Here is a 22,194-nt window from a genome sequence, read left to right on the forward strand (position 1 = left end):
TGTGCAGGCGCACATGCAGGCGCTGGGAGAACATCATGAAAAGCATACGCAGGCGGAATGGAAAACAAAAGGGGCAAGTTCTGATCGTCATCGGCTTGTCAATGGTGGTGCTGATCGGCGCAGTGGGGCTGGCCATCGATTCCGGCCTGGGCTTCATCATCCGTTCCAAGCTCAATGCGGCCGTCGATGCGGCCAGCATCGCCGCTGCGCGCGCCGTCACGCAAGGCGTTGGCGAGGCGGCGCAGCGGGCCAGCGCCCAGGCGGCGGCGCAAAAGTTCTTTGCCGCGAATTTTCCCACTGGCTACCTGGGGGCAACGCCCACTTTCAACGATCCCACCGTGACCTTTGATGCCGGCAAGGTGACGATCGATGCGGCGGCCACTGCCGTCGTGCCCGTGACCCTGATGCGTGTGCTGGGGTTCAATTTGCTGACAGTCAGCGCCGCGGCGCAAACTATTCGCAAGGACCTGGATCTGGCCTTCGTGATGGATACCTCGGGCTCGCTGTCGCCCGTCGGCTCCACCGTCATCAGCAGTGCGCAGCTGTTTCTCAGCAAATTCAATCCGGCGCTGGACCGCATGGCCTTGATCCATTTTTCCTACGGCGCCGAGGTCGATACGCCGATCAGCAAGGTGGCGCGCGGTTTCGACCAAGCGGGAATGAAGACGACCATAGGCAAGTATTCGTTTGACGGCTTGACGAATTCGGCCGAAGGCATGTGGAATGGGCGCGACCAGCTCAACAGCATCGCTCTTGCCAACCGCTCCAGCCTGCGCGTCATCGTGTTTTTTTCCGACGGTTCGCCCAATACGATTTCTTCCGTCTTCAAGTTCAAGACTCCGGCCGACTGCACCACGCCAGGCTCGCTGGTGACGGGCGACGGTACCAGCACCGGGACGCCGGCCGGCCTGTGGCTGATCAACAAACAGGGCACGACAGCTGCCGGCAAGTGCAACCAGGGTTCAAACATTGTCAAGAATCTCGATGCGGCCGCCTTGCCGCAATGGTATAACGCGCATAATCCGACCAACCTGCCGGCCCTGCAGGAGTTTCCCGTCATCACGGCCACGCCACGTGCGGTCACAAACGATACCAGCAGCAATTCGGCCACCTGGATCAATGTCAACAGGGCCTCGCGCAACCTGCTTGAGGCGGTTGCCAGCAAGGCCCGCAGCGAGGGTATGTATGTGTTCACCCTGGGCCTGGGCAGTGAGCTGACGAATGCCAATGGCCCTGCTCCCAGCGACAAGGGCGAAGACATCCTCAAGTGCATGGCCAACACGCCGGATGCCCTGTCGCGCTGTGTGAAGGCGGGCGCCGGTCAACCCATTGGCATTTATTGTCATGCAGCCAATTCCGACGAGTTGAAACCCTGCTTCGAGAAACTTGCTTCGGCCATTTTGCGTATCAGCATGTAGATACGGAAAACAGATGGCCAGGGCCGGATGTCCCCTCCGGCCCTTTTTTATTGCCTTTGCACTTGCAGAGTAGAGGGTTAGGTCTGCCATTCGGACACGAACTCGTCCTTAGTCAATGGTGTTCTTGATGCTCTCAAACGCGGACAGTGCCCGGCTGACCATTCTGGTTGACACGCCAAAAGCGGTGGCGATTTGCGGCATGGTATAGGCTGTCGACAGATACGCGCGTGCCATTGGCTCATCTCTATTTGCATAGGTGCTGCGATATGCCGCCAATGACAGCGCCACCGCTCTCCGCTCGGCCATCACCGTTTCCCTGAGTTCGCCGGAGCGTTGCGACTGCTGCTGTACTGCGACGAATGCTTCATTGCCAAGCAGAACTTGATGGCGAATGTGGGCAAGTGGGTTTGACGTGCCCATACCGGCCAGCACGAAACGACAGTAGGCGGCCACGGCCTCATTGCGCCTGGCACCGAACTGCCGCAGGAGTCAATCCGTTTCTAGCCAGCAAGGAGGCGCCGCCTCGCGGATGTAGTAATGATGGCTGCTCCAGTGCCAGGCATCGAGCGAGGACACCATGCGCGCCCGGATGGGATTGAGGACAATACTGCGGATCAGCGCCAGTAGATAGTTTTCTTTCTGCACTAAAATAGCCTTGTCTCGTCCTCTGGAAGAGGTGGCCGACAAGGCGGTGCAGCCGGTTGAAATGCTGGCTGTACACGCCATTTAGCTGGCGCATGCCTTGCGATAAATTGGCTTCAGCTGTTTCAATCAGCAGATGATAGTGATTGCTCATCTGGCAAAAATCATGCACGATAAAGTGATGTCGCTGGCAAACCAGGCCAAGCACGCGCAGCCAGGCGATACGGTCGGTATCGTCTCGATAAATTTCCTTGTGGCGATCGCCTCGTGAAGTCACATGGTAGAGGGCGCCCGCAAATTCGAGTCGGAGAGGTCGCGTCATGCGGACAACGATAATCGATCCGCACTTGAGAATGTTGCGCTCGCTCAGATGTCGTGCACAGGAGGTCTTCTTGCACAGTTGAGACCGTGTCTGAATGGCAGACCTGACCCTACCCGCTACTACCCGCTACCCAGGGAGGCGGCAGGAGAACAGGCAAATGGCGGTTGGAGTGGTGGGGGATATCTTTGGCCCCCGGCAGCGCTGACTGCCGGGAGCAGGCGGGAAGGCTGCGGCCCTAATTGCCACCGGCCATGCCAGGCAGCAATACGCGATAGATTTGCAGGAAGGCTGGTCCCATGAGGACGACCAGCAGCGAAGGGAAGATGAAGAAGATCAGGGGAAACAGTAGCTTCAGGGCAATTTTCGCAGCCTGCTCCTCGGCCAGCTGGCGGCGCTTGGTGCGCAACTGGTCAGATTGCACGCGCAGGGAAGCGGCGATGCTGGTGCCGAAGCGTTCTGCCTGAATCAGCATGGCGACCAAGGCATCGACATCTTCCACGCCCGTGCGCAGGGCGAGGTTGCGCAAGGCTCGTTCCTTCGAGTTGCCGGCGCGCAATTCCAGCGTCAGAAGGTGCAGTTCCTCGGCCAGCACGGCGCTTTTCAGCGTGATTTCGGAAGCCACCCGCGCCAGCGCCGCATCCATGGCCAAGCCCGCTTCCACGCAGACCGTCATCAGATCCAGCGCATCGGGAAAACTTTCAAAGATATCGCGCTGGCGCAGGCGGATGCGGCGGTTCAGCCAGCCGTTCGGCAGGTAGTAGCCGAAACCGGCGGCCAGCAGCAGCCACAGCAGTAATGCCGTGCCGCTGTAATGCACGCCGGCCAAGCTCAGGCCCAGGAACAGCAGCACAGGCAGGCCCACGGCGAGGGCTGTCTTGGCGCCAAAATACAGCAGGGGGGCGGAGGGATGGCGCAGGCCCGCATGCATGAAACGCAGGCGTATTTTCGACGTCTCCCAACCTTCTTCTGGCAGGGACAGGCGCGCCAGCGGTCCGCTCAGCTTGACGAAATGCGTCAGCCAGTGGCGGGCGCCGCCCGTCCCGGCCGCGCCCACGCTGTTGATACGGTGGCGCAGCGGGTCGGGTACGGCCAGCAGCAGCACGAACATGGCACCGGCGAAAACGGCGACGAACAGCAAGCCGAGAAAGCCCATTTGCATGGTAGTCATGATGTCGTTCCCCTCAAAAAAATCATACCCGGATATGGATGATATTACGCATGCAGATGACGCCGAGCAGCATCAGCAACAGGGCGCCACCCAGCATTTTCTGCCCGCCGGGATCGCGGTACAGCAGCTCCAGGAAGGTGGGGTTGGTCAGCTGAATCATGGCTGCCGCACCAAATGGCAACAGCGCCAGGATCCACGCCGACAGGCGCGCCTCGGCTGACAGCACGCGTACCTGTCCCAGTAGCTTCATGCGCTCGCGGATGATGTGGCTGATGCTGTCGAGCAATTCCGATAGGTTGCCGCCCGTCTCGCGCTGGATCAGCACGGCGATGACGAAATAGCGCACGTCCGTGCTGGGCACGCGCGTGGCCAGGTTCATCAGCGCGTCCGGCATGGCGATGCCGAAGTTGACTTCGTCGAAGGCGATGCGAAATTCGTCGGCCAGCGGCGCGTTCATTTCCTCACCGACCATCTTCAGGGCTGTGGGAAAGGCATGCCCGGCGCGAAGGGCGCGGCTCATGAGTTCCAGCGCGTCTGGCAATTGCTGGCCGATGCGCTGCAGGCGGTGTGCCTTGGCGCGCTCGATGTAGTAAAAGGGCAGCAGCGCGCAGGCGGCCGCTACCAGCAGGCGCAGCAGCCAGGGCAGGTTGATCAGGCTGGCGCCAACCAGACCGATGAGGAAGGCCAGCAACACCAGCATGGCCCACTGCGCCACGCTCCACGTCAATCCTGACTGTTCCAGCAGGCGGTCGAGTGCATGCACGCGGGGCACTTCCAATAATAATTTCTGCAGCACCGGCGTTTCACTGAGCAGGCGCTGCTTGATCATCGACGTGTTCTGCTCGCCCGCGTGGGCGCCGGCCGACATCACGCGCAGGCGCCGTGCCACCCGTTCCGATTCCGGACCGCGCACGTTGTTCCAGCTCTGGTACAGGCCCGTGACGAGCAGTACCACGGCGATGAAGATCAGTGCCCCGAAGACGTAATAACTGTAGTCCATGGCGTGGCTCCTCAATGGTATTGGCGGTTGGGATCGAACAGGCTTTCCGGCACGACGACGCCGAAGGCGCGCAGGCGATCGAGGAAACGGGGACGCACGCCGCTGGCCTGGAAGTGGCCGCTGACGGCACCGTCCTGGGCCACGCCCGTCTGGCGGAACGTGAAGATTTCCTGCATGGTGATCATCTCGCCTTCCATGCCCGTGATTTCCTGGATCGACACCACCTTGCGCTTGCCGTCCGTCAGGCGCGCCACCTGCACCACCACACCGATGGCTGCGCTGATCTGCTGGCGCATGGCCTTGCCCGGCAACATGGAGGCCGCCATGCTGATCATGTTTTCCAGCCGCGTCAAGGCATCGCGCGGCGTGTTGGCATGGATGGTGGCCATCGAACCCTCATGGCCCGTATTCATCGCTTGCAGCATGTCGAGCGCCTCGGCACCGCGCACCTCGCCGAGGATGATACGGTCGGGCCGCATGCGCAGGGCATTGCGCACCAGCGCGCGCTGCGTCACTTCGCCCTTGCCTTCGATGTTCGCTGGCCGCGTTTCCAGGCGTACCACGTGCGGCTGCTGCATTTGCAGTTCCGCTGCATCCTCGATGGTGACGATGCGCTCGGTGCCGCTGATGAAGCCCGATATCGCGTTCAGCATGGTGGTCTTGCCGCTGCCCGTGCCGCCCGAGATCAGGATATTGATCTTGGCCTTGCCCAGGCCCTGCAGGATTTGCGCCATTTCGAGCGTCAGGCTGTGATGCTCGACCAGGTCGGAAAGCCGTAGCGGCTGGGCTGAAAAGCGCCGTATCGACATCACGGGGCCGTCGATGGCCAGCGGCGGGATGATGGCGTTGACGCGCGAACCGTCGGGCAGGCGCGCATCGACCATGGGGCTCGATTCATCGATGCGCCGCCCCACGCGCGAGACGATCTTGTCGATGATCTTCATCAGGTGCGCATCGTCGGTGAAGCGGACGTTGCTCAGCTCGAGCTGGCCATGGCGTTCGACATATACCTGGCGGTGCGTGTTGACGAGGATATCCGATATCGACGGGTCGTTCAGCAGCGGTTCGAGCGGCCCGAAGCCCAGTACTTCGTCCTGGATGTCGCGCACCAGGGTACGCCGTTCCAGGTCGTTGATGACGACGCTGTCTTCTTCCAGCAAGCGCCCCACCAGGATCTTCAGGTCGTCGCGTATCTGCTCCTGGGACAGGCGCTGCATGCCTTCCAGGTCGATGCGGTCGAGCAGGGACTGGTGCACGTGCTGCTTGAGTTCCTGGTAGGCGGGGTTGTCGATACTGCCGCCGCGCACGGCACCGAAGGCCGTATTACTGTTCGCGCCCGGGGCGCTGCCGAGGCGTTCGCGCAGGCTGGGGCTGGCGCCATTGATGTCGATGCTCATGCTGTTTCCCCTCGAAGATGAATGGGCCGGCTACGCTGGAACAGGCGTGAAAACAGGCCGGGCGTACTGGCCGCGCGCGTGCCGCCCAGCTTGAGCGCGCACTCCTGCAATGATTTTGCCAGCGCACTGCCGGGCGCCAGCTTCAGCACGGGCACGCCCTGGTTGACCGAGGCTGCCGCCACTGGGTAGTGATTTGGCATGGCATGGAAGATGCGGTGGCCATAGGCCGCTTCCAGGTCGCGCCCGCGGATTTCATCGGCACCCGCATGACGGTTCAGAATCAGGTGGATCTTGCTGGCGGGGTATTCCAGCGACTGGAATACCTGCAGCAGCCGCTTGCCATCGCGGATGTAGGGCAGGGTTGCCTGCACCACGGGGCAGATCATGTCGGCGTGGTCGAGCGCGCGTACGCTGATGGCATCAAGGCCGCGGCCTGTGTCGAGCACGATGAAGTCGTATTCGTGGCGCGCCAGATGCAGCAGCTGGTCGATGTGTTCGGGCTTGATGTCGCTTGCGTGGCCGGGATCTTCGGGAGCTGCCAGGATGCTGAAGTTCGGCGTCACCTGCACCATGCTGGCGTTCAGGAAGGAGGGGTCGAGGCGGTGGATCTGCTGTGCCACGTGCGACAGCGTGGCGGCCGGTTTCTGATCCGAGACAAACAGCGCCGCATCGCCAAACTGCAGGTTCAGGTCGAACAGCGCCACGCGCTGGTTGTCCTGCGCCAGCGCATACGCCAGGTTGGCGGCGAGGAAGGTAGCACCGCTGCCGCCCTTGCACGAGACGAAGGCGATAATCTTGCCGTCGCGCCGCTCGTGACGCGCGCTCTTGTCCTCGATACGCTGCAGCGCCGTATTCAGGGCGGCACCGTTGTCTGCTTGCGGCAGCACTTCGCGTACCCCCGCGCGCATGGCTTGCAGCAGGAAGTCGCTGCCCTGGTGCTGGCACTGCAGGATGATGGCCATGGCGGGTTGGCGGCTGGCCAGGCGTTCGATGCGCACCAGATCGGCATCGTCGATGAAGGGCTGCGTCAGCAACAGCACGTCTGGTGCGGCCATTTCAGCCGTGCCGGCCAGTCGTTCCAGGCTGCCGACGGCGCTGTCGATATCGTCGCCTGCATGGCGCTCGCGCAACAGCGCCGTCATCGCGGCCAGTTGTTTTTCGTTACTGGAGATAATGAAGATTTTCACGGCAGGCTCCGGCAGTGGCTGGGTGGATGGGGCACGGTTCAGCGTTTGCTCACGCCGATCGTCAGCACATCGGGAATCGGATCGGGTGCGCTATAGGATTTCTGGTACAGCTTGTAGCCGCTGACGGCGGCCTTGCCATCGAGGCCCAGCACGGGATTGCGGTTGGAGACGGCTTCCGGATACAGGATTTGCTGCTGCTTGAGCAAGGTCACCGACTCGCCGAAATGGCTGTCGAGTACGGGGGTGGTGGTTGCGGCACAGCCGGCCAGCGCGCTGATCGCCGCAGCGCACAGCAGGCAGCGGGGCAGGGTGGTTGCGAAGGTTTTCATGGGAATGCTCCTATTTGAGATCATCGATGACGCTGGCCGACGGCGTGCCCGCATCGGCTTTCGGCACGGCGCGGTATTGCGGCACGTCGTTGTTACCTGCCGTCGGTGTGGCGACGGGCATGGCTACCGGCAGGGCTGGCGGTACGGGGGCGGCCAGAGCTGCCGGCGGTGGAGCAGACGCTGGCGCTGGCATCGGCATCGGTGCCGGCGCTGGCTGTGGCGCTGGCGTTGTACCTTCCATTTTGCCTTGGATAAACATGTCGCCGCGCGTAGGCTGTACGTACGGATCGGTGGGCAGCTTGTAGTCGGGTGGCAGCGGTTTGACCAGGTGCGGCGTGATGATGAAGACCAGTTCCGAGCGATCCGTCTGGAAGTCCGTGCTGCGGAACAGGGCGCCCAGCACGGGCACTTCGCCCAGACCCGGCAAGGCCTTGATATTGCTGGTCACATTGTTCTTGATCAAGCCGCCGATGGCGAAGCTCTGGCCATCGAACAGCTGCACCGTGGTGGTGGCGCGGCGCGTGGTAAATGAAGGCAGGATGGCGGTGGTCGAAATGCCGGTGGCCGTGATGCCGATGCCTTCCTTGTTCAGGTCAGATACTTCCGGCGACACTTTCAGGTTGATACGCCCCCCTTCGAGCACGGTGGGGGTGAATTTGACGGCCACGCCAAACTCTTTTTCTTCCAGCGTGATGGTGGGCGTGCCGCCATTGTTGGTCTGGCTGACGGGGATGAAGATCTTGCCACCGGCGAGGAAACTGGCTTCCTGGCCACTGATGGCCATGATATTCGGTTCGGCGAGTACCTTGATCAAGCCATCGCGCTTTTGTGCATCGAGGCCCAGGAAATTGCCATTGCGGCTGTTGCTGGCGCCGATGCTGCTGGGATTGTTGCTGAGCAAGTTCGACAGCAGCGAATAGGTCCAGCCGCCGATGGTCTTGCTCAGGCCCAGGTTCGCACCCAGTTGGTCGACCAGGGTTTTCGACACTTCCGCCACCTTCACTTCCAGCATCACCTGCTGTGGCGCGGCGATCGCCATCAGGTTGATCACGCGCGGCGAGGCCGATGGCCCGCCCGAAGGGTCGGGCGCGGCGCCGGCCGCGGCGGGCGCCGCACCGGCAGCGGCGGCGCCGGCTGCGGGGCGCGAACCGCGCTGCGCATACGCGTTTGCCAGCGACATCACCTGGTCGGCCTTGACGGTGTCGCTGACGACGCCCGACAGTATCAAGGTGTCGCCGGCCACCGTCACGTGCAGGTCTTTTTCATTCGGCAGCAGTTCGGCCAGCCGCGCCTGCAGCAGGCTGGCGTCGATGCTGACGGACAGGTCGATGATGCTCGCTTCATTGTTGCGGTTCCACACGATCAGGTTGGTCGTGCCCACGGATTTTCCCAGCAGGTAGACATCGGTGGTATTGAGCAGGATCACATCGGCGATGCGCGGATCGCCCACCGAGACACGGGCAACGGGAAACGGCAGGTGCATCAGCGTGGACTTGCCTTCGGCCAGGGCCATGTTGCGGCTGAGGTCGGCCCGCCCGCCCGCCGTATCGAGCATGGCTTGCTGCGCCACGGGTTTCATGCGCGGGGCACGGCGCACGACCTTGGGCGGCGGCGTGGTTGCCGCAGCCGCAGCTGATGCCGACGCCGTGGCGCCCGGCGGCGTGGTCGACAGGCCCGGCGACGTGGCAGGCGCGCCTGCTTCGCCATGGGCGGCCGGGATCAGGGCGCCGATGGCGGCGATGGCGAGTGCCATGCGCAGGATGCGGCCTCCGTTTGCTGTGCTCAGTTTGCTCATGGTATTCATGGCATGCTCCTCGTGGTGCTGATCGGATGACGATCAGCGTGGCGTTGTTCAGAATTGTTGGGAGCTGCGTTCCAGCCCTTTGATGACATCGACTTGCGGCCCGGTTGGCCCTTGCGCCATGCGGCGGCGCACGACTGGCCGGGGGGCGGGGGCGGCTACCTGGGCGGCAACCTTGGCGTCCAGCAGGCTGGTCTTGGTGGCGCCTTCCGTGTTGACGGGTTTGTCTTCAATCTGGTTGCGCAGCACCAGCGACAGGGTGCCCACGCTGCGCGCCAGGTCGAGTTTTTCCGTCTGGTCGGGCGTCAGTTCCAGGGTCACTGCATTGACCACCTTGGGCTTGGTGTCGTCACGGTTCGATTCCTGCGCGATGGCCAGCACGAGGATGCGTTCAAGCACGATTTTTGAAATGCTGGGGTCGCGTCCGGAGCCCGTCTTGGCCACGTCATCCTGCGTGTTGACGAGAATGTCGACGTAGTTGCCGGGCAGGGCGAAACCGGCCACGCCGACCACGTCATTGACACGCACCGTCATGGCGCGCTTGCCTTCGCCCACCACGGCCGACAGGCCGCCCTGGGTGCCGGGGGGCGCCAGCTTGCTTTCCATGATCGGTTCGCCGAGCTGGATGCTGGTGCGCGTGACGCGCGCATCGAGCAGTTTCGGGTCGTTGAAGGCGCCCGGCGGCAGTGCGCTGCTGGGCCAGTCGACCATGCGCACCATTTCCGGCGCGATGCGTGCGCCCAGGCTGATGTCGACCAGGGCGACAGCGACCTTGTTGGTATTGCCCGAAGCCTGGGCATTGATCCAGCGAGCGGCCACGATGACCGCCACGAACGCCAGGATGACCGCGAAGGCCATCATCGTCAGAGCGCGTGCGTTTCTCATTTTGATACTCCTTTATGCAGGACCGCAGCCGGTCCGTTCTGTATGCCGGCGGAGCCGTCGGCGGCGCCGAAATAATTGTTCCAGGCCCAGTGCAGCGCGTCGGCTTCGAGCCTTGGCGGGCGGCCCTCATAGCGGGCCATGTCGCACAGCTGGGCCAGGATGTCACGTGGATAGCAGGCCAGCAGGGGCCGCGCGTGCTGGCCGTGCAGCTGCAACAGGTAGTGGTAGGCGGCATGGTTGAAGGTCATGCCGAATTGTTCGCAGACGTGGCGGAACACGGCTTCGTAGTGGTAGCCGCTCAATTCGCCGACATGGATCTTGTAGCCGATACGGCGCAGGAAGGAGTCGTCGGCCAGCTGCTGCGGCGCCAGGTTCGAGGAAAAGACCACGATGACGTCGAAGGGCACCGGGAATTTGTAGCCCGTGTGCAGCGACAGATAATCGATGCGGCGCGCCATCGGCACGATCCAGCGGTTCATCAGTTCCACGGGCGAGCAGCGCTGGCGGCCAAGGTCATCGATGATGAAGATGCCATTGTTCGCCTTCAGGTGCGGCGGCGCCTGGTACAGGCGGGCACCGGGATCGAATTGCAGGTCGAGCATGTCGAGCGTCAGTTCGCCGCCCGTCAGCACCGTGGGGCGCCAGGCGCGTACCCAGCGCGGGTCGGCCGGCGGCGCTACGTCGGTGGCCAGCGTGTGCAGCATGGGATCGAGGAAGGGCAGCACTTCGCCATCGACCATCACCGCGTGCGGCAGGGCGATGGTGCCGCTGAGCAAGCCGTGCAGGCGCTCGGCCAGATACGTCTTGCCGCTGCCGGCGGGACCGTGCAGGAACAGGGCGCGGCCCGAATTCATGGCCGCGCCCAACTGGTCGAGCACCGAGGTGCAGGCCACCACGTCATGAAATTGCTGCATCATGGTTTCCCGCGTGACGTGCATGTGCGCCACGCTTTGCGCCAGTACCTGCGCGCTGTAGTGGGCCAGGGTGACGGGGGCGGGACCGCTGTAGGCATTGCGCCGCAAATAGTCGGCTGCGCGCAGGCGGCCCTGGTCGCCCAGGTGATAGTGCTGGTCGGCGTCCGTGCCGCTATAGCCGTTGCGTTGCACTTCGCACAGTTTTTCGGCGCGCATGAAGGTCAGCAGCGGTTCGAGCACGCCGGCGCCCAGTTTTACATGGGACGACAGGGCCGGCAAACCGATCTGGCCGCGCAAGAACATGACCTTCACCAGCAGTTCCACCAGGAACAGGAAGGGCAGGCCTGTTTCAGCCACGTTGCGCGGTGCGCGCTGCATGGCCGGCATGATGCTGCCGTCTGCGGGCGCTTCTGGGTAGGTATCGGGCATGATGATCGCTCCTTTTGCCGGATGGCGAAGTCAGAAAATGAATGGCAGAAGCCGGTATTTCACTTGCCGCATGTACACGCGGTAGCGCACGTCGGTAGACAGGAAGCGCTCTTCGCGCAGCAAACGCGCCACCAGCATCAGCATGGCCAGCACGTACACGACACCATTCTCGGGCGAGGTATTGGCCAGCAGGTAGCCGCTCAGGGAAATCAGGTAGCTGGCATACAGCGGATGGCGCACCACGCGGTAGGCGCCGCCCGTCTTGATTTCGCGCTGCGCCGCCACCAGGCCGAAGCTGCGGTTCAGCGACAGCAGGCCGGCGATCTGCAGCAGGCTGCCGAGGGCCAGCAGGTAGCGCGCGCCGGGCCAGATGGCCATATCGGCGGGCGAGAGCAGGAAGGGGGCGAAGGTGGCGCCGATGGCCAGCAGCCAGTCGCCCGCATCGGTGGAGACGCTGACGGGGGCCGAGCGCACGACGAAGAACAGGGCGGCGAGGGTTTCTGCGGCGCAGAACAGTAAATAGCTCCAGTCGCCGCCGTGCAGGTAGCCCACCACGTGGGCACTGGCGAAGAAGGTCCACAGGCAAGCCATGGCGATGCTGGTGAACAGGCTGGCGTGGCGCGAGTGGCAGAGGGTGGCGAGGGTGTGCATGGTCGGGTCCTGTGGTGGCTGGTCGTCGGAGCGGCGCGTTTCAGCGCAGGCTCCACAGATGGTGGTATTGCAGGAACACCTGCAGCGCGGTGCCGCTGGCAATGGCGAAGGCGTAGGCCAGCTTGCCGGTGGCTGGCGGCGGTTCGGCGATCGTGGCGGCGCCGCCGGCCATGCTGTGCAGCAGCGCGCCCAGCATCATGTGATAGGTGTTGCGCAGCACCAGGCGCAGGCGGCGGCCTGCCAGCGCGGCGGCCAGGGCCAGCACGCCGCCGCACAGGAAGGTCAGCAGGGCCGCTTCCAGCACCGCATCGGGGCCGAGGAAGGCGCCGCACATGGCCATCAGTTTGACGTCGCCGGCGCCGAGGGCGCGCAGCAGGTACATGGGCAGCAGCAGGGCCAGTCCGGCGCCGGCGCCGGCCAGCGCCTGCAGCAGGCCCAGGCCGCCGAAGGAGGCGTCGAACAGGCCGTTGCCGGATGGTACGAAGCTGTTCAGGATCAGCCCCGCCAGCGTGCCCCACAGCACCAGCTGGTTGGGGATGCGGCGCGTGCGCAGGTCGTGCCACAGCGCGGCAGCGAGCAGGGTGGCCAGCACGGCCAGGCACAGCAGCATGGGCAGGCGGGCGCTCATGATGTCAGTCCTCCCTTGCTCAGGCAGGGCGCCGTGGACAGGTTCATGGCGGGTGCCGCGGCCTGGCTGCCCAGCAGCTGTCCTACCAGGCGCCACACCAGCGCCGCGCCGGCCGCGCCCACATAACCGTCGAGCGCATAGTGCCAGCCCAGGTGGATGGAGCCGAGCAGGATCAGCACGGCGAAGGCGGACAGGGCGAGCCCGGCGGCGCGGCTCACTTTCCAGCCCATGAGCGCCATCAGCACGGCCGTGGCCACATGCATGCTGGGCATGGCGGAGATGCCCAATTCGCCGTTCGTGCCCTTGCTTTGATAGCCTTGCCACAGCATGTCTTGCACTTGCAGGGCCCAGACGGGGACGTGCTGGTTGGCGTCATGCAGGTAGGCCATCAGCGGCGCGTACGGGTCGCTGGCATGCAGGTGGCCGTAGTAGCAGGGGCCGACCGAGGCAAACAGCACTGCCAGGATGCTGCCCAGGGCGATCCAGGTCAGCGCAAAGCTGAGCAGGAACTGCATGCGCAGCAGCGGGCGGCGGGTATCGAGGATGAGCCAGTACAGGATGGCGTAGAACAGGAAGAACCAGAAGTGGTAACTGAAGTTGAGCAGGCCCGTGATGAGCGGGTGGCCCAGCAGCGGCTGCAGCCTTTCCCATGGGGCCTTGCCGCCATGCAGCGCCATGTCCCAGGCGGACAGGCTGGCATCCCAGGTGTACGGATGCAGGCGGGGGATGGCGGCCTTGAAGACGGTGAAGCTGGAGGCGAATATGGGGATCAGCAGCATGGCTGGCAGCGCGTGCAGCAGGCGCTCGTTGCTCAGGTAGCGGCGCAGATCGTGGTACAGATAGTGGCACAGGCGGTGCGGGCGTTTCACCACCATGACGCGGATTGTGTAGCCGCACAGGATGAAGACGGGACCCGTGAGGATGGCCACGAGGAAGCCGGCCAGCACGTTGAGGGTGTCCGAGGCGCTGGGCAGGCCGCCGGCCAGCAGTGCCGCGGCGGCGGCATACAGCAGCACGATCAGCAGCAGGGCGCGGTGGCTGCGCAGCGAGGCGCGCAGGGTATTCATGACAGGGCCAGGACCACTTGGTCCTTGACGTAGACAAACAGCAGTCGGACCTGGTCACCGAGCAGGGTGATCGTGATCACCAGCACTGCCGCGATCAGGCCCGCCAGCAGCGCGTACTCGATCGCCGTGACGGCGGACTCGTCGGATAAACGGCTGAAAAGAGTTTTCACGATGGGCCTCTGATAGGTGAGCAGGGGAAACTTGCCTGTGGCGTTGACCTGGCGGTAACCGGACTGGCGACGTGCCAGCCCGGAGTACCGTGCTCAGGCGGCAGCGGTGTTGGCGGCGGTGAGCTTGGTGCCGATGGTGCTGAATGTCTTTTTCAGCTGCGTGCCGACGATGGTGACGGCAGCGATGATCACCACGGCGATCAGGGCGGCGATCAGGCCATACTCGATTGCGGTGACGCCATCTTCTTCGCGGATAAAGTTTTTGATGAGGTTCATGACAACTCCTGGTGGTGGTTAAGGTACAGCGGTGGGTAAAACGGCATGGCAGCGTTGCTTCCTGGCGCACTCATGGACTTTCGCCCAGTGCCAGCAGTCCGATGATGCAGACCACCGCCATGAGGGCCGCCACAAGTGCATAGCGGTAGAACGCAGCCTTTTCCTTGCCCTGCAAATAGGTGATCAGGGCTGTCGGAAGAAACTTGTCAAAGCGCATGCTGTGCTCCGTGTCGTGGTGGGCCGCGCGGTGATTTGCACTCCGGTAGAGCCACTATAGAAGTCGGCACCTTGATCTACATCAGAAGAACATCCTTTTATCGTGAGGAGGAACTGCTTGTTTTTTTCGTGACAATTGTCATGGTCGAGTTGGGCGCGCGCGGGCGAAGGGAGGCCATGCCGGTGGTTGGCGCAGGGGGCTGCGGGGGGAGGGCGTGCGCGGCCGTGCAGTGGCCGTGCGGGGGGGGGTAGCGGCGTCAGGCGCCGGGCGGCAATTGGCCCAGCTGGTGCTTGGTGGCGTAGGCGTACAGTTCCAGGCGGTTGTACACGCCCAGCTTGCGGTAGATCGACGTCAGGTGATTGCGCAAGGTGTGTTCGGAGATGAACAGCTGGTCCGCCAGCAGCTTGGCCGGCGTGCCGCTGCCGTGCACCAGCGCGGCGATGATCTTCCTTTCCTTGAGGGTCAGGCTGGCGATGGCGATGGCTTGCGCCGAGCCGCCGCCGGGCTGCGTCAGATGGGTGAGCATACGTCCCAGCATTGCGTGTTCCAGCCACAGTTCGCCCTGGTACACCTTTTCGATGGCTTTCAAGACCATCTCCGCCGGCGCGTCCTTGCTGACGATGCCGCGCGCGCCTTTCAGTACCGTCTGGTCCAGGATGGCCTGGTCGTGGCTGGCCGTCAGCACCAGCACGCGCGTGCTGCCGCATTGCGCCAGCGCGGGCAGGATGGCCAGCGAGCTGATGCCGCCCAGGTCCAGGTCCAGCACGATCACATCCGGTTGCAGCGCCTTCGCCTGCTCCAGCGCCTCGGCGCTGTCGGACGCCGTGGCGACCACGCGCATGCCCGAGTGCTCGCCGCCGATCAGCCGCTCCAGGCCCCACAGCATGGTCTTGTGATCGTCCACCAGCATGACGCTGATGACATGGCCGGCCGGAGGGATGTGGCGTAAGTCATTCATATGGGGATCTCGATCTGCACGGAGGTGTTGCCCAGCATGCCATGCGTGACGCGGGCGGTGCCGCCTAAGGCGGCGGCGCGCTCGGCCAGCGAGTCGGGCAGGAAGTCGGGGACGTGCGCGGCGGCGCATTCGTTGTCGATGCTGATGTGCAGCGCGCCCTGCACGCAGGTCAGCTTGACGGCGCCGTGGCGCGCCGACGTATGCTTGCGGATATTGCTCATGCCCTCGTTGACGATCTGGAACACTTCGGCCGCCAGGCGGTCGTTGATGTGCAGGTCGCCTTCGATATGCAGGGCGATGTCGATGCCATAGAATTCGCGGATCTGCGTGGCCTGGCGGCGCAGCGCGACCAGCAGTTCCGGCTCGCTTTGCACCTGCCCGTTCTTGAACGTGCGCGCGTAGCTGCGCAGGTCGGCGATTACCTGGCCCGACATGATGATCAGCTTTTCCAGCTCCGGCAGCAGCGGGTTGCCCGGTGTGGCTTCGTTGCGCAGGGCGGCCAGGCCATGGCGCAAGCCGATATACGGCTGCACGGCCGTGTCATGCAAGTCGCGCGCGATCTTTTCGCGCTCGCGCGAGGCCGCCTGCGACGCCAGGCGGTCGAGCAGATCGATGTTTTCAATGACGGGAAAGGCCTGCGCGCCGATATGGCTGAGAAACAGGGCGTCCGTCTTGCTCATGCTGGTGGCGGACACGATGAAGATGCGGCCTTTGCCATTGCGCAAGGGCAGCGGTGCGCTGATGAAGGCGTGCGCTTCGAGCAGTTCGGCCAGGCGGCCGCCCGCCGCGTCGTCGTGCCGCAGCCAGCGCCCGCTGTCGGGCTCGAGCATGCGCGCGCCGCCGGACCATGGCAGCCAGCGGCCGGCGGGCTGGTTGTACAGGGCGATCTTGTCGTACGGGAAAGCGAGCAGGGGGCTGGCCGCGTCGTCGCTGAGGAACGAACTCGTATGCACGACGCCCGTGCCCGTATGAATCACGCTGCGCAGCGACCAGACCCGCGTGCCCTTGTCCTGCATGATCAGCAGGCAACTGCGGCCGTTGAAATAACTGCGGGTTTTTTCCAGCACCGAGGTGATGGTCTGGTCGACGCCGAAGCGCGGATTGGACAGCTGGCTGACATCGCGCAGCAGCGCCAGGTGGCTGCGCTGGGTGATGGCCGAGCCGCCCCAGTAGGCGATCATGTAGCCGAGCGCCAGCAGGAAGGTGGTGCGCAATAGCAGGCGCGACAGTTCAGCATCCGTTTCGCCGAACAGGGCGGTGGCGGCAAACAGGCCGGCCGAGGCCAGGGTGATGCGCGCGCCCTCCTCGAAGCCCCGCTGGAACGACGAGGTCAGGATGGCAAAGAAAAAGAACAGGAAGAATAAATTGTTGTGGCTGCTGGTGGCAAACACGATCAGCGCATACCAGGTCACGTCCAGCCAGTACAGCAGGATGTCCTGCGGCAGGCTGAAGCCCAGCAGGGCCAGCACATAGAGCAACAGGCTGTGCATGGTGTAGGCGGAAAAGATCAGCCAGGTGATATTGCTCAGTTTGCCGGCGCTTTCGGGGTCGATGAACAGGGTCAGCAAGGTGGCGCTCGACAGCAGCAGGCGCATGCCGTTCACCATGGTCGTATCCATGCCGGCACCCGGCAAGCCGGATTTGAGGGGAGGATCGAGATTCACAAGCGCTCCTGGCCATGTCCCGCATGGGTGGGCCATGCGCAGGGATAGATACCACAGATAAATTCTTGTTATTGTTGCTGCAATCAGTGACGAGTCTACGCACACGCCGTAAAGATGTCTACTGGAATCATTTGCTCTGCGTTGCTTTTTTTATAGCGGCTGCGCCATCACGCGGTTGCGCCCGGCGCCCTTGGCCTGGTACAAGGCGCGGTCGGCGGCGCCGATCAGGGCGGAGATGGCCAGCGGCTGCTGCGGGTACTGCGTGGCGATGCCGATGCTAACCGTGATGTGCTTGACTTCATTGCCCGTCTTGGCATGCGGAATGCGCAGGTCGGCCGCATGCTGGCGGATCGCCTCGGCCATGCGCAGTGCCTGCGCCGCGTCCGTATCGGGCAGGATGGCGGCAAATTCTTCGCCGCCATAGCGGGCCAGCAAGTCGGTGGGGCGCTGCAGCATGGCGGCCAGCTCGGCCGCCACGCGGATCAGGCAATCATCGCCCTGCTGATGGCCGTAATGGTCGTTGTAATCTTTGAAATGGTCGATGTCGATCATCAGCAGCGACAGCGGGCTGCTGGTGCGCATGGCGCGCCGCACTTCCTTCTCGATCGCCACGTCGAAGTGGCGGCGGTTGGCGATGCCCGTCAAGCCGTCGGAAAAGGTTTGCGAGCGCAAGACCATGGTCTGTTCGCGCAGCAGCTTTTCGCGTCCCACGGCGATGGTGACGTCATTGATCTGGATCAGGCAGTGGCGCGGCGAATCGGGTAAATTGATCGGTGTGACGGCGATGGCTTGCTGCATGCGTTCCTCGGCGTCGTTGCCGCCCGTGGCCGCGCCATGCGTGTACAGCGCAAACGGCGCCTTGTGCAGGGTTTGCGACAGCAGCGACTGGAAATTGTCGCGCAGGGCCTGGGTGATGGCCGAATCGATGCGCTTGTGCCGCATTTCCGGGAAGACGGCGAAGAAATCCTGGCCCAGCACGGCGTCGGCCTGGCGGGCCGAGTGGCGCGCCATCCAGCTGTTCCACAGCACGATGCGGTGCTGTTCATCGAGCACGATGGCGCCCAGGTTCACGGCGCCGAGTATGCTCTCGAGCAGGGCGAGTCGATGCAATGCATCCGGCATGATCGTCACGCCTGTCCCAGGACCTTGGCCAGGTAGCGGCTGACCTGCTGTTTCAGGTCGTGCAGGGCGGACAGGTCGAGCACGAAGGCCACATAGCCATGGATCTGGTGCTTGGACAGCACGAAGTCGATATGCAGCATCAGCACGACGGCTTCGTCATCCTGGCCGCCGAACGAGGACAGGATTTCCGCGCTGGTGCCCACGTGGTACAGGGGCAGCGAGCCATGCAGTTCGCTGTCGAACAGGTTGGCCAGGGTCCCGACACAGGAGTTGAGGATGATGTTGCCGATCTCGCTCATCGCCTCCTGTTCCATCTCCGTCAGTTCCTGCAGCGGCATGGCGTCGCCCACCATCAGGCGCACGATTTCCAGGCTCTTGTCCTCGGGAAACATCAGGATGGCTTCGGTGGCGAAAGCGCCATCGTAATGCTGGCTGACGCCGCAGATGCGTTCGCCATCCTTCTTGCTGCCCAGCAAGGCGGCCGCGTCGGCACGGTTCAGGAAGGTGATCGACGGCACCGACATGGTGACTTCTTCATTCACGATCTCGCTCATGGCCGCCGCCGCATGGCCCACCCCGATGTTGAATATCTCTACCAGGGCATCATTCTCGAGTTCGGAAAGATTGACCATGCTCACAGTCCCAGTGATTCGATCAGCTGGTGGATGCGCGTTTCCGTGATCGGTTTTTCCATGAAGCCGACGCCCAGTTCGCTGGCGCGGTTGCGGGTGGCGTTCTGCACATTGGCCGTGACGAGAATGATGTGCGTCTGCGGGCACAGCGCGCGCAATTGTTCCGCCGCCGCGATGCCGCCCATGCCGGGCATGTTGACATCCAGTAGTATCAGCACAGGGGTGGCGGTCTTGACTTTCTCCAGGGCTTCCTCACCCGTCGCCGCCTCAATCACTTGCCAGTCGGCATGTTTGCTGAGGATGAACTGATGCGACATCAAACGTGAAACCCGGCTGTCATCGACAACAAGTACCTGTTTACTGTGATTCATGTGCTATTCCTGAAACGTCATATCGGTCAATCGTGCCATTTTCGCATATTTTAAAGGGCATAGAGTGTAAATGGACGCGCAATTGCCTTAGGGCAAGGTTTTCGCGCTTGCCTGTTGTATCGCGGCGCCTTGTCGGTCATGATGGCCGGCTGGCCGGGCTGGCAATCCGTTAAAATAGCGCCATTCCTCACTTTAGCCTGAATGCCATGACCCAAGACGAATTGAAGCAAGCCGTAGCCCGCGCCGCCATCGACTACGTAGTAAAAGGTGAAATCATCGGCGTCGGCACCGGTTCCACCGCCAATTTCTTCATCGATGAACTGGCCAAGATCAAGGACAGCATCAAAGGCACGGTTGCGTCGTCCGAAGCGACGGCCGCGCGCCTGGCCGGCCATGGCATTCCCGTCTTCGACTTGAACGATGTCGAGTCGATCGCCGTCTACATCGACGGCGCCGATGAAATCACGGCCAGCGGCGCCATGATCAAGGGCGGCGGCGCGGCATTGACGCGTGAAAAAATCGTTGCTTCCGTATCCAAACAGTTCGTCTGCATCGCCGACGGCTCCAAGCTGGTGGAAACCCTGGGCGCCTTCCCGCTGCCGGTGGAAGTGGTGCCGATGGCGCGCGCCGCCGTGTCGCGCCAGCTGGCCGCGCTGGGCGGCACGCCCCGCCTGCGCCTGAAGGCAGGCACCACCGAAGCGTTCATTACGGATAACGGCGGCGAGATCATCGACGTGCTGGGCTTGAAAATTGCCGACCCGGTGGCGCTGGAACAGCAGATCAACCAGATCGTCGGCGTCATCGCTGTCGGCCTGTTCGCCGTGCGCGGCGCCAACGTTTGCCTGCTGGGCATGCCGGATGGCGTGCGTACCCTGGCGTACTAAGATGATAGCCGGCGTTCGCCGGCATAGATGTGTTAAACGGCGGCCCCTTGCGGGCCGCTTGTCATGTGTGCCTGGCGGTACACGGCCACGGTGCGCAGCAAGCCGCCGAGGAAGATGCCGCTGAAGCAGCCATAGGCGAGGCAGACAGGTACGATGAAGCTGGCCGCATGGGCATAGGCGGGGGCGACGGCCAGGGTCACGGCGACTGCATATTTCATGCAGAAAATGCTCATCATCAAGATCATGGGTACCCAGCTGCCGGGGCGCTGCACGCTGCCCCGTTCGGGAATGGCGACTATCTTGCGCGCATCGGTCAGCATCCAGGCCAGTGCCGCGCCGGCGAGGGCGCCGGCGACCCAGGCGAACGGCGCCACGCCGGCCAAGCCGAAACTGCCATGTACGCCGCTCAGCGACAGGGCCAGCATGACCAGCGGAATGATGCACAGCTTGCGCAAGGTCACTTCGCGGGCGCGGCTGGCCAGCACGCCGCGGTAGACGAGAAAGCCCAGGATGGCCCAGACGTAGAGGGGAGTGTGGCTGAAGATTTGCTGCAACATGGTGTCCGCCTTGGTGTGAGGTTGTCGATGGACGTACTGTGCCAGCAGGCGGCGTGGGCGGCGAGCGGCTTGCGACGAAACGGGAAGGCGGTGCCGTGAAACGGCGGGGAACGGCGTGAAACGAAGGCGTAACTGCCCGTGACGTGGTCACGGGCAAGCGATAAAGCTTATTCCGTAGGTGGAACGTAACCCATGGCCGCATCGGCGCCATCGCCGAAGAAATGCTTTTCCATCTGCGTGGCCAGGTATTTGCGGGCGCGCGCGTCGGCCAGGTTCAGGCGGTTTTCATTGACCAGCATGGTCTGGTGCTTGAGCCAGGCAGCCCACGCTTCCTTCGACACGGATTCGTAAATCTTCTTGCCCAGTTCGCCCGGGTACGGCGGGAAATCCAGTCCTTCGGCTTCCTTGTTGAGTTTGATGCAGTGGATCGTGCGGGCCATCTGTGCTCCTGAATCAGTGTAGAGATAAAGCGTGATTATAAGGCACTTTGCGCCTGCCCTCGCGGGGCCGTCGCGGCTTGGCGACAAGCCGTTTGCCGCGCCCTTGCGCTGGATCAAATTTGATCTGCGCCGCCCTAGCTAGTAAGATGCCTTATCGCGCCAGCCGCTGGCGGCGCCTCTTCCAACCAAGTAGTAGCAATTAACCAATATGGAATCCCTATGACCTCAGTGAAAGTCCATGGCATCGATGTCAGCAATACAGGCAGCTTTGCGCTGTTTGGCGGCATCAACGTGCTCGAATCGCGCGATCTCGCCATGCGCGCTTGCGAAGAATACGTGCGCGTCACGCAAAAACTGGGCATTCCATATGTGTTCAAGGCCAGTTTCGACAAGGCCAACCGTTCATCGATCCATTCCTACCGCGGTCCGGGCCTGGAAGAAGGTATGCGCATCTTCCAGGACGTGAAGGCGGCGTTCGGCGTGCCCGTGATTACCGACGTGCATGAACCATGGCAGGCGCAGCAGGTGGCCGAAGTGGTGGACGTGCTGCAATTGCCCGCCTTCCTGGCGCGCCAGACGGACCTCGTCGTGGCCCTGGCGAAAACCGGTAAAGTCATCAACATCAAGAAGCCGCAATTCCTCAGTCCTGGCCAGATGGCCAATATCGTCGAGAAATTCAAGGAAGCGGGCAACGATCAATTGATCCTGTGCGACCGCGGTACCTGCCTCGGCTACGACAACCTGGTGGTCGACATGCTGGGCTTTGGCGTCATGAAGAAGACGTGCGACGACTTGCCGATCATCTTCGACGTCACGCATGCCCTGCAGCAACGCGACCCCGGCGGCGCCGCTTCGGGCGGCCGTCGCCAGCAAGTGGCGGACCTGGCCCGCGCCGGCCTGGCTGTCGGCATCGCCGGCCTGTTCCTGGAAGCCCACCCTGATCCCGACAACGCCCGCTGCGACGGCCCCAGCGCCTTGCCGCTGGACCAGCTGGAACCGTTCCTGGCGCAATTGAAGGCGCTCGACGACCTGGTCAAGTCGTTTGCCCCGCTGAACATCAAGTAA

The 22,194-nt window shown here is 63.2% G+C and carries 26 protein-coding genes; 3 read left to right on the plus strand and 23 right to left on the minus strand.

Annotation, left to right across the window (positions count from 1 at the left end; genetic code table 11):
- Positions 1–35: 35 nt before the first annotated feature.
- The gene (locus tag O3301_RS07840) at positions 36–1,418 is read left to right on the plus strand and encodes a vWA domain-containing protein (RefSeq protein ID WP_305052900.1); all 1,383 of its coding nucleotides are present in this window, start codon (positions 36–38) and stop codon (positions 1,416–1,418) included.
- Positions 1,419–1,526: 108 nt separating this feature from the next.
- Here the strand turns inward: O3301_RS07840 and O3301_RS07845 are convergent, their stop codons facing one another.
- From O3301_RS07845 to O3301_RS07945, 21 genes are all read right to left on the minus strand, one after another.
- On the minus strand, positions 1,527–1,871 hold the full coding sequence (locus O3301_RS07845) for a hypothetical protein (protein WP_305056044.1): 345 nt from the start codon (positions 1,869–1,871) through the stop codon (positions 1,527–1,529).
- A gap of 4 nt (positions 1,872–1,875) precedes the next feature.
- Positions 1,876–2,382 carry a transposase gene (locus O3301_RS07850; RefSeq protein WP_305056045.1) on the minus strand — a complete coding sequence of 169 codons (507 nt, stop codon included), beginning with the start codon at positions 2,380–2,382 and terminating at the stop codon, positions 1,876–1,878.
- A 235-nt stretch (positions 2,383–2,617) separates the two neighbouring features.
- Positions 2,618–3,550, minus strand: coding sequence for a type II secretion system F family protein (locus O3301_RS07855; RefSeq protein WP_305052899.1), 933 nt, complete (start codon positions 3,548–3,550; stop codon positions 2,618–2,620).
- Between the two features lie 22 nt (positions 3,551–3,572).
- A complete protein-coding gene (locus O3301_RS07860) occupies positions 3,573–4,550 on the minus strand; it encodes a type II secretion system F family protein (protein WP_305056046.1) in 978 nt (325 codons plus the stop codon).
- 11 nt (positions 4,551–4,561) lie between these two features.
- Positions 4,562–5,947 (minus strand): CpaF family protein, encoded by a 1,386-nt coding sequence (locus O3301_RS07865; RefSeq protein WP_369812179.1) that lies wholly within the window; start codon positions 5,945–5,947, stop codon positions 4,562–4,564.
- Positions 5,944–7,134 (minus strand): AAA family ATPase, encoded by a 1,191-nt coding sequence (locus tag O3301_RS07870; protein ID WP_305056047.1) that lies wholly within the window; start codon positions 7,132–7,134, stop codon positions 5,944–5,946. Before O3301_RS07870 ends, O3301_RS07865 begins: the two co-directional genes overlap by 4 nt.
- Positions 7,135–7,172: 38 nt before the next feature.
- Entirely contained in the window at positions 7,173–7,463 is a 291-nt protein-coding gene (locus tag O3301_RS07875; RefSeq protein WP_305056048.1) for a pilus assembly protein, read from the minus strand.
- A gap of 10 nt (positions 7,464–7,473) precedes the next feature.
- On the minus strand, positions 7,474–9,267 hold the full coding sequence (locus tag O3301_RS07880; RefSeq protein WP_305056049.1) for a type II and III secretion system protein family protein: 1,794 nt from the start codon (positions 9,265–9,267) through the stop codon (positions 7,474–7,476).
- A gap of 48 nt (positions 9,268–9,315) precedes the next feature.
- Positions 9,316–10,149 carry a Flp pilus assembly protein CpaB gene (gene cpaB, locus O3301_RS07885; protein ID WP_305052894.1) on the minus strand — a complete coding sequence of 278 codons (834 nt, stop codon included), beginning with the start codon at positions 10,147–10,149 and terminating at the stop codon, positions 9,316–9,318.
- Positions 10,146–11,492 carry an ATP-binding protein gene (locus tag O3301_RS07890; RefSeq protein ID WP_305052893.1) on the minus strand — a complete coding sequence of 449 codons (1,347 nt, stop codon included), beginning with the start codon at positions 11,490–11,492 and terminating at the stop codon, positions 10,146–10,148. The genes cpaB and O3301_RS07890 overlap by 4 nt, the downstream gene beginning before the upstream one ends.
- A 30-nt stretch (positions 11,493–11,522) precedes the next feature.
- Positions 11,523–12,143 carry an isoprenylcysteine carboxylmethyltransferase family protein gene (locus O3301_RS07895; RefSeq protein ID WP_305052892.1) on the minus strand — a complete coding sequence of 207 codons (621 nt, stop codon included), beginning with the start codon at positions 12,141–12,143 and terminating at the stop codon, positions 11,523–11,525.
- A 40-nt stretch (positions 12,144–12,183) separates the two neighbouring features.
- The gene (locus tag O3301_RS07900) at positions 12,184–12,771 is read right to left on the minus strand and encodes a prepilin peptidase (RefSeq protein ID WP_305052891.1); all 588 of its coding nucleotides are present in this window, start codon (positions 12,769–12,771) and stop codon (positions 12,184–12,186) included.
- Positions 12,768–13,838: a phosphatase PAP2 family protein gene (locus O3301_RS07905; RefSeq protein WP_305052890.1), complete on the minus strand. Its 1,071-nt coding sequence runs from the start codon at positions 13,836–13,838 to the stop codon at positions 12,768–12,770. Before O3301_RS07905 ends, O3301_RS07900 begins: the two co-directional genes overlap by 4 nt.
- Positions 13,835–14,008, minus strand: a complete 174-nt coding sequence (locus tag O3301_RS07910; RefSeq protein WP_305052889.1) for a Flp family type IVb pilin — start codon at positions 14,006–14,008, stop codon at positions 13,835–13,837. Before O3301_RS07910 ends, O3301_RS07905 begins: the two co-directional genes overlap by 4 nt.
- Positions 14,009–14,101: 93 nt before the next feature.
- Positions 14,102–14,284: a Flp family type IVb pilin gene (locus tag O3301_RS07915; protein WP_305052888.1), complete on the minus strand. Its 183-nt coding sequence runs from the start codon at positions 14,282–14,284 to the stop codon at positions 14,102–14,104.
- A 70-nt stretch (positions 14,285–14,354) separates the two neighbouring features.
- Positions 14,355–14,501, minus strand: coding sequence for a hypothetical protein (locus O3301_RS07920; RefSeq protein ID WP_158300249.1), 147 nt, complete (start codon positions 14,499–14,501; stop codon positions 14,355–14,357).
- Between the two features lie 256 nt (positions 14,502–14,757).
- The gene (locus tag O3301_RS07925) at positions 14,758–15,459 is read right to left on the minus strand and encodes a response regulator transcription factor (RefSeq protein WP_305052887.1); all 702 of its coding nucleotides are present in this window, start codon (positions 15,457–15,459) and stop codon (positions 14,758–14,760) included.
- Positions 15,456–17,123, minus strand: a complete 1,668-nt coding sequence (locus O3301_RS07930; RefSeq protein WP_305052886.1) for a sensor histidine kinase — start codon at positions 17,121–17,123, stop codon at positions 15,456–15,458. Before O3301_RS07930 ends, O3301_RS07925 begins: the two co-directional genes overlap by 4 nt.
- A 150-nt stretch (positions 17,124–17,273) precedes the next feature.
- The gene (locus O3301_RS07935) at positions 17,274–18,245 is read right to left on the minus strand and encodes a sensor domain-containing diguanylate cyclase (RefSeq protein WP_289898622.1); all 972 of its coding nucleotides are present in this window, start codon (positions 18,243–18,245) and stop codon (positions 17,274–17,276) included.
- 5 nt (positions 18,246–18,250) lie between these two features.
- The gene (locus tag O3301_RS07940) at positions 18,251–18,877 is read right to left on the minus strand and encodes a chemotaxis protein CheC (RefSeq protein WP_034786994.1); all 627 of its coding nucleotides are present in this window, start codon (positions 18,875–18,877) and stop codon (positions 18,251–18,253) included.
- Positions 18,878–18,879: 2 nt separating this feature from the next.
- A complete protein-coding gene (locus tag O3301_RS07945) occupies positions 18,880–19,248 on the minus strand; it encodes a response regulator (protein WP_077407710.1) in 369 nt (122 codons plus the stop codon).
- 206 nt (positions 19,249–19,454) lie between these two features.
- Here O3301_RS07945 and rpiA point away from each other — a divergent pair, with 206 nt between their 5' ends.
- The gene (rpiA, locus tag O3301_RS07950) at positions 19,455–20,132 is read left to right on the plus strand and encodes a ribose-5-phosphate isomerase RpiA (RefSeq protein ID WP_305056050.1); all 678 of its coding nucleotides are present in this window, start codon (positions 19,455–19,457) and stop codon (positions 20,130–20,132) included.
- 32 nt (positions 20,133–20,164) lie between these two features.
- Here the strand turns inward: rpiA and O3301_RS07955 are convergent, their stop codons facing one another.
- Positions 20,165–20,737, minus strand: coding sequence for a DUF6622 family protein (locus tag O3301_RS07955; protein ID WP_369812190.1), 573 nt, complete (start codon positions 20,735–20,737; stop codon positions 20,165–20,167).
- A gap of 119 nt (positions 20,738–20,856) precedes the next feature.
- Positions 20,857–21,129 (minus strand): oxidative damage protection protein, encoded by a 273-nt coding sequence (locus O3301_RS07960; protein ID WP_034750797.1) that lies wholly within the window; start codon positions 21,127–21,129, stop codon positions 20,857–20,859.
- Positions 21,130–21,348: 219 nt separating this feature from the next.
- On the opposite strand from O3301_RS07960, the gene kdsA reads away from it, so the two are divergent.
- Positions 21,349–22,194 (plus strand): 3-deoxy-8-phosphooctulonate synthase, encoded by an 846-nt coding sequence (kdsA, locus tag O3301_RS07965; RefSeq protein WP_034750794.1) that lies wholly within the window; start codon positions 21,349–21,351, stop codon positions 22,192–22,194.

The sequence above is a fragment of the Janthinobacterium sp. SUN211 genome (assembly GCF_030587315.1).
Classification (GTDB): domain Bacteria; phylum Pseudomonadota; class Gammaproteobacteria; order Burkholderiales; family Burkholderiaceae_D; genus Janthinobacterium; species Janthinobacterium kumbetense.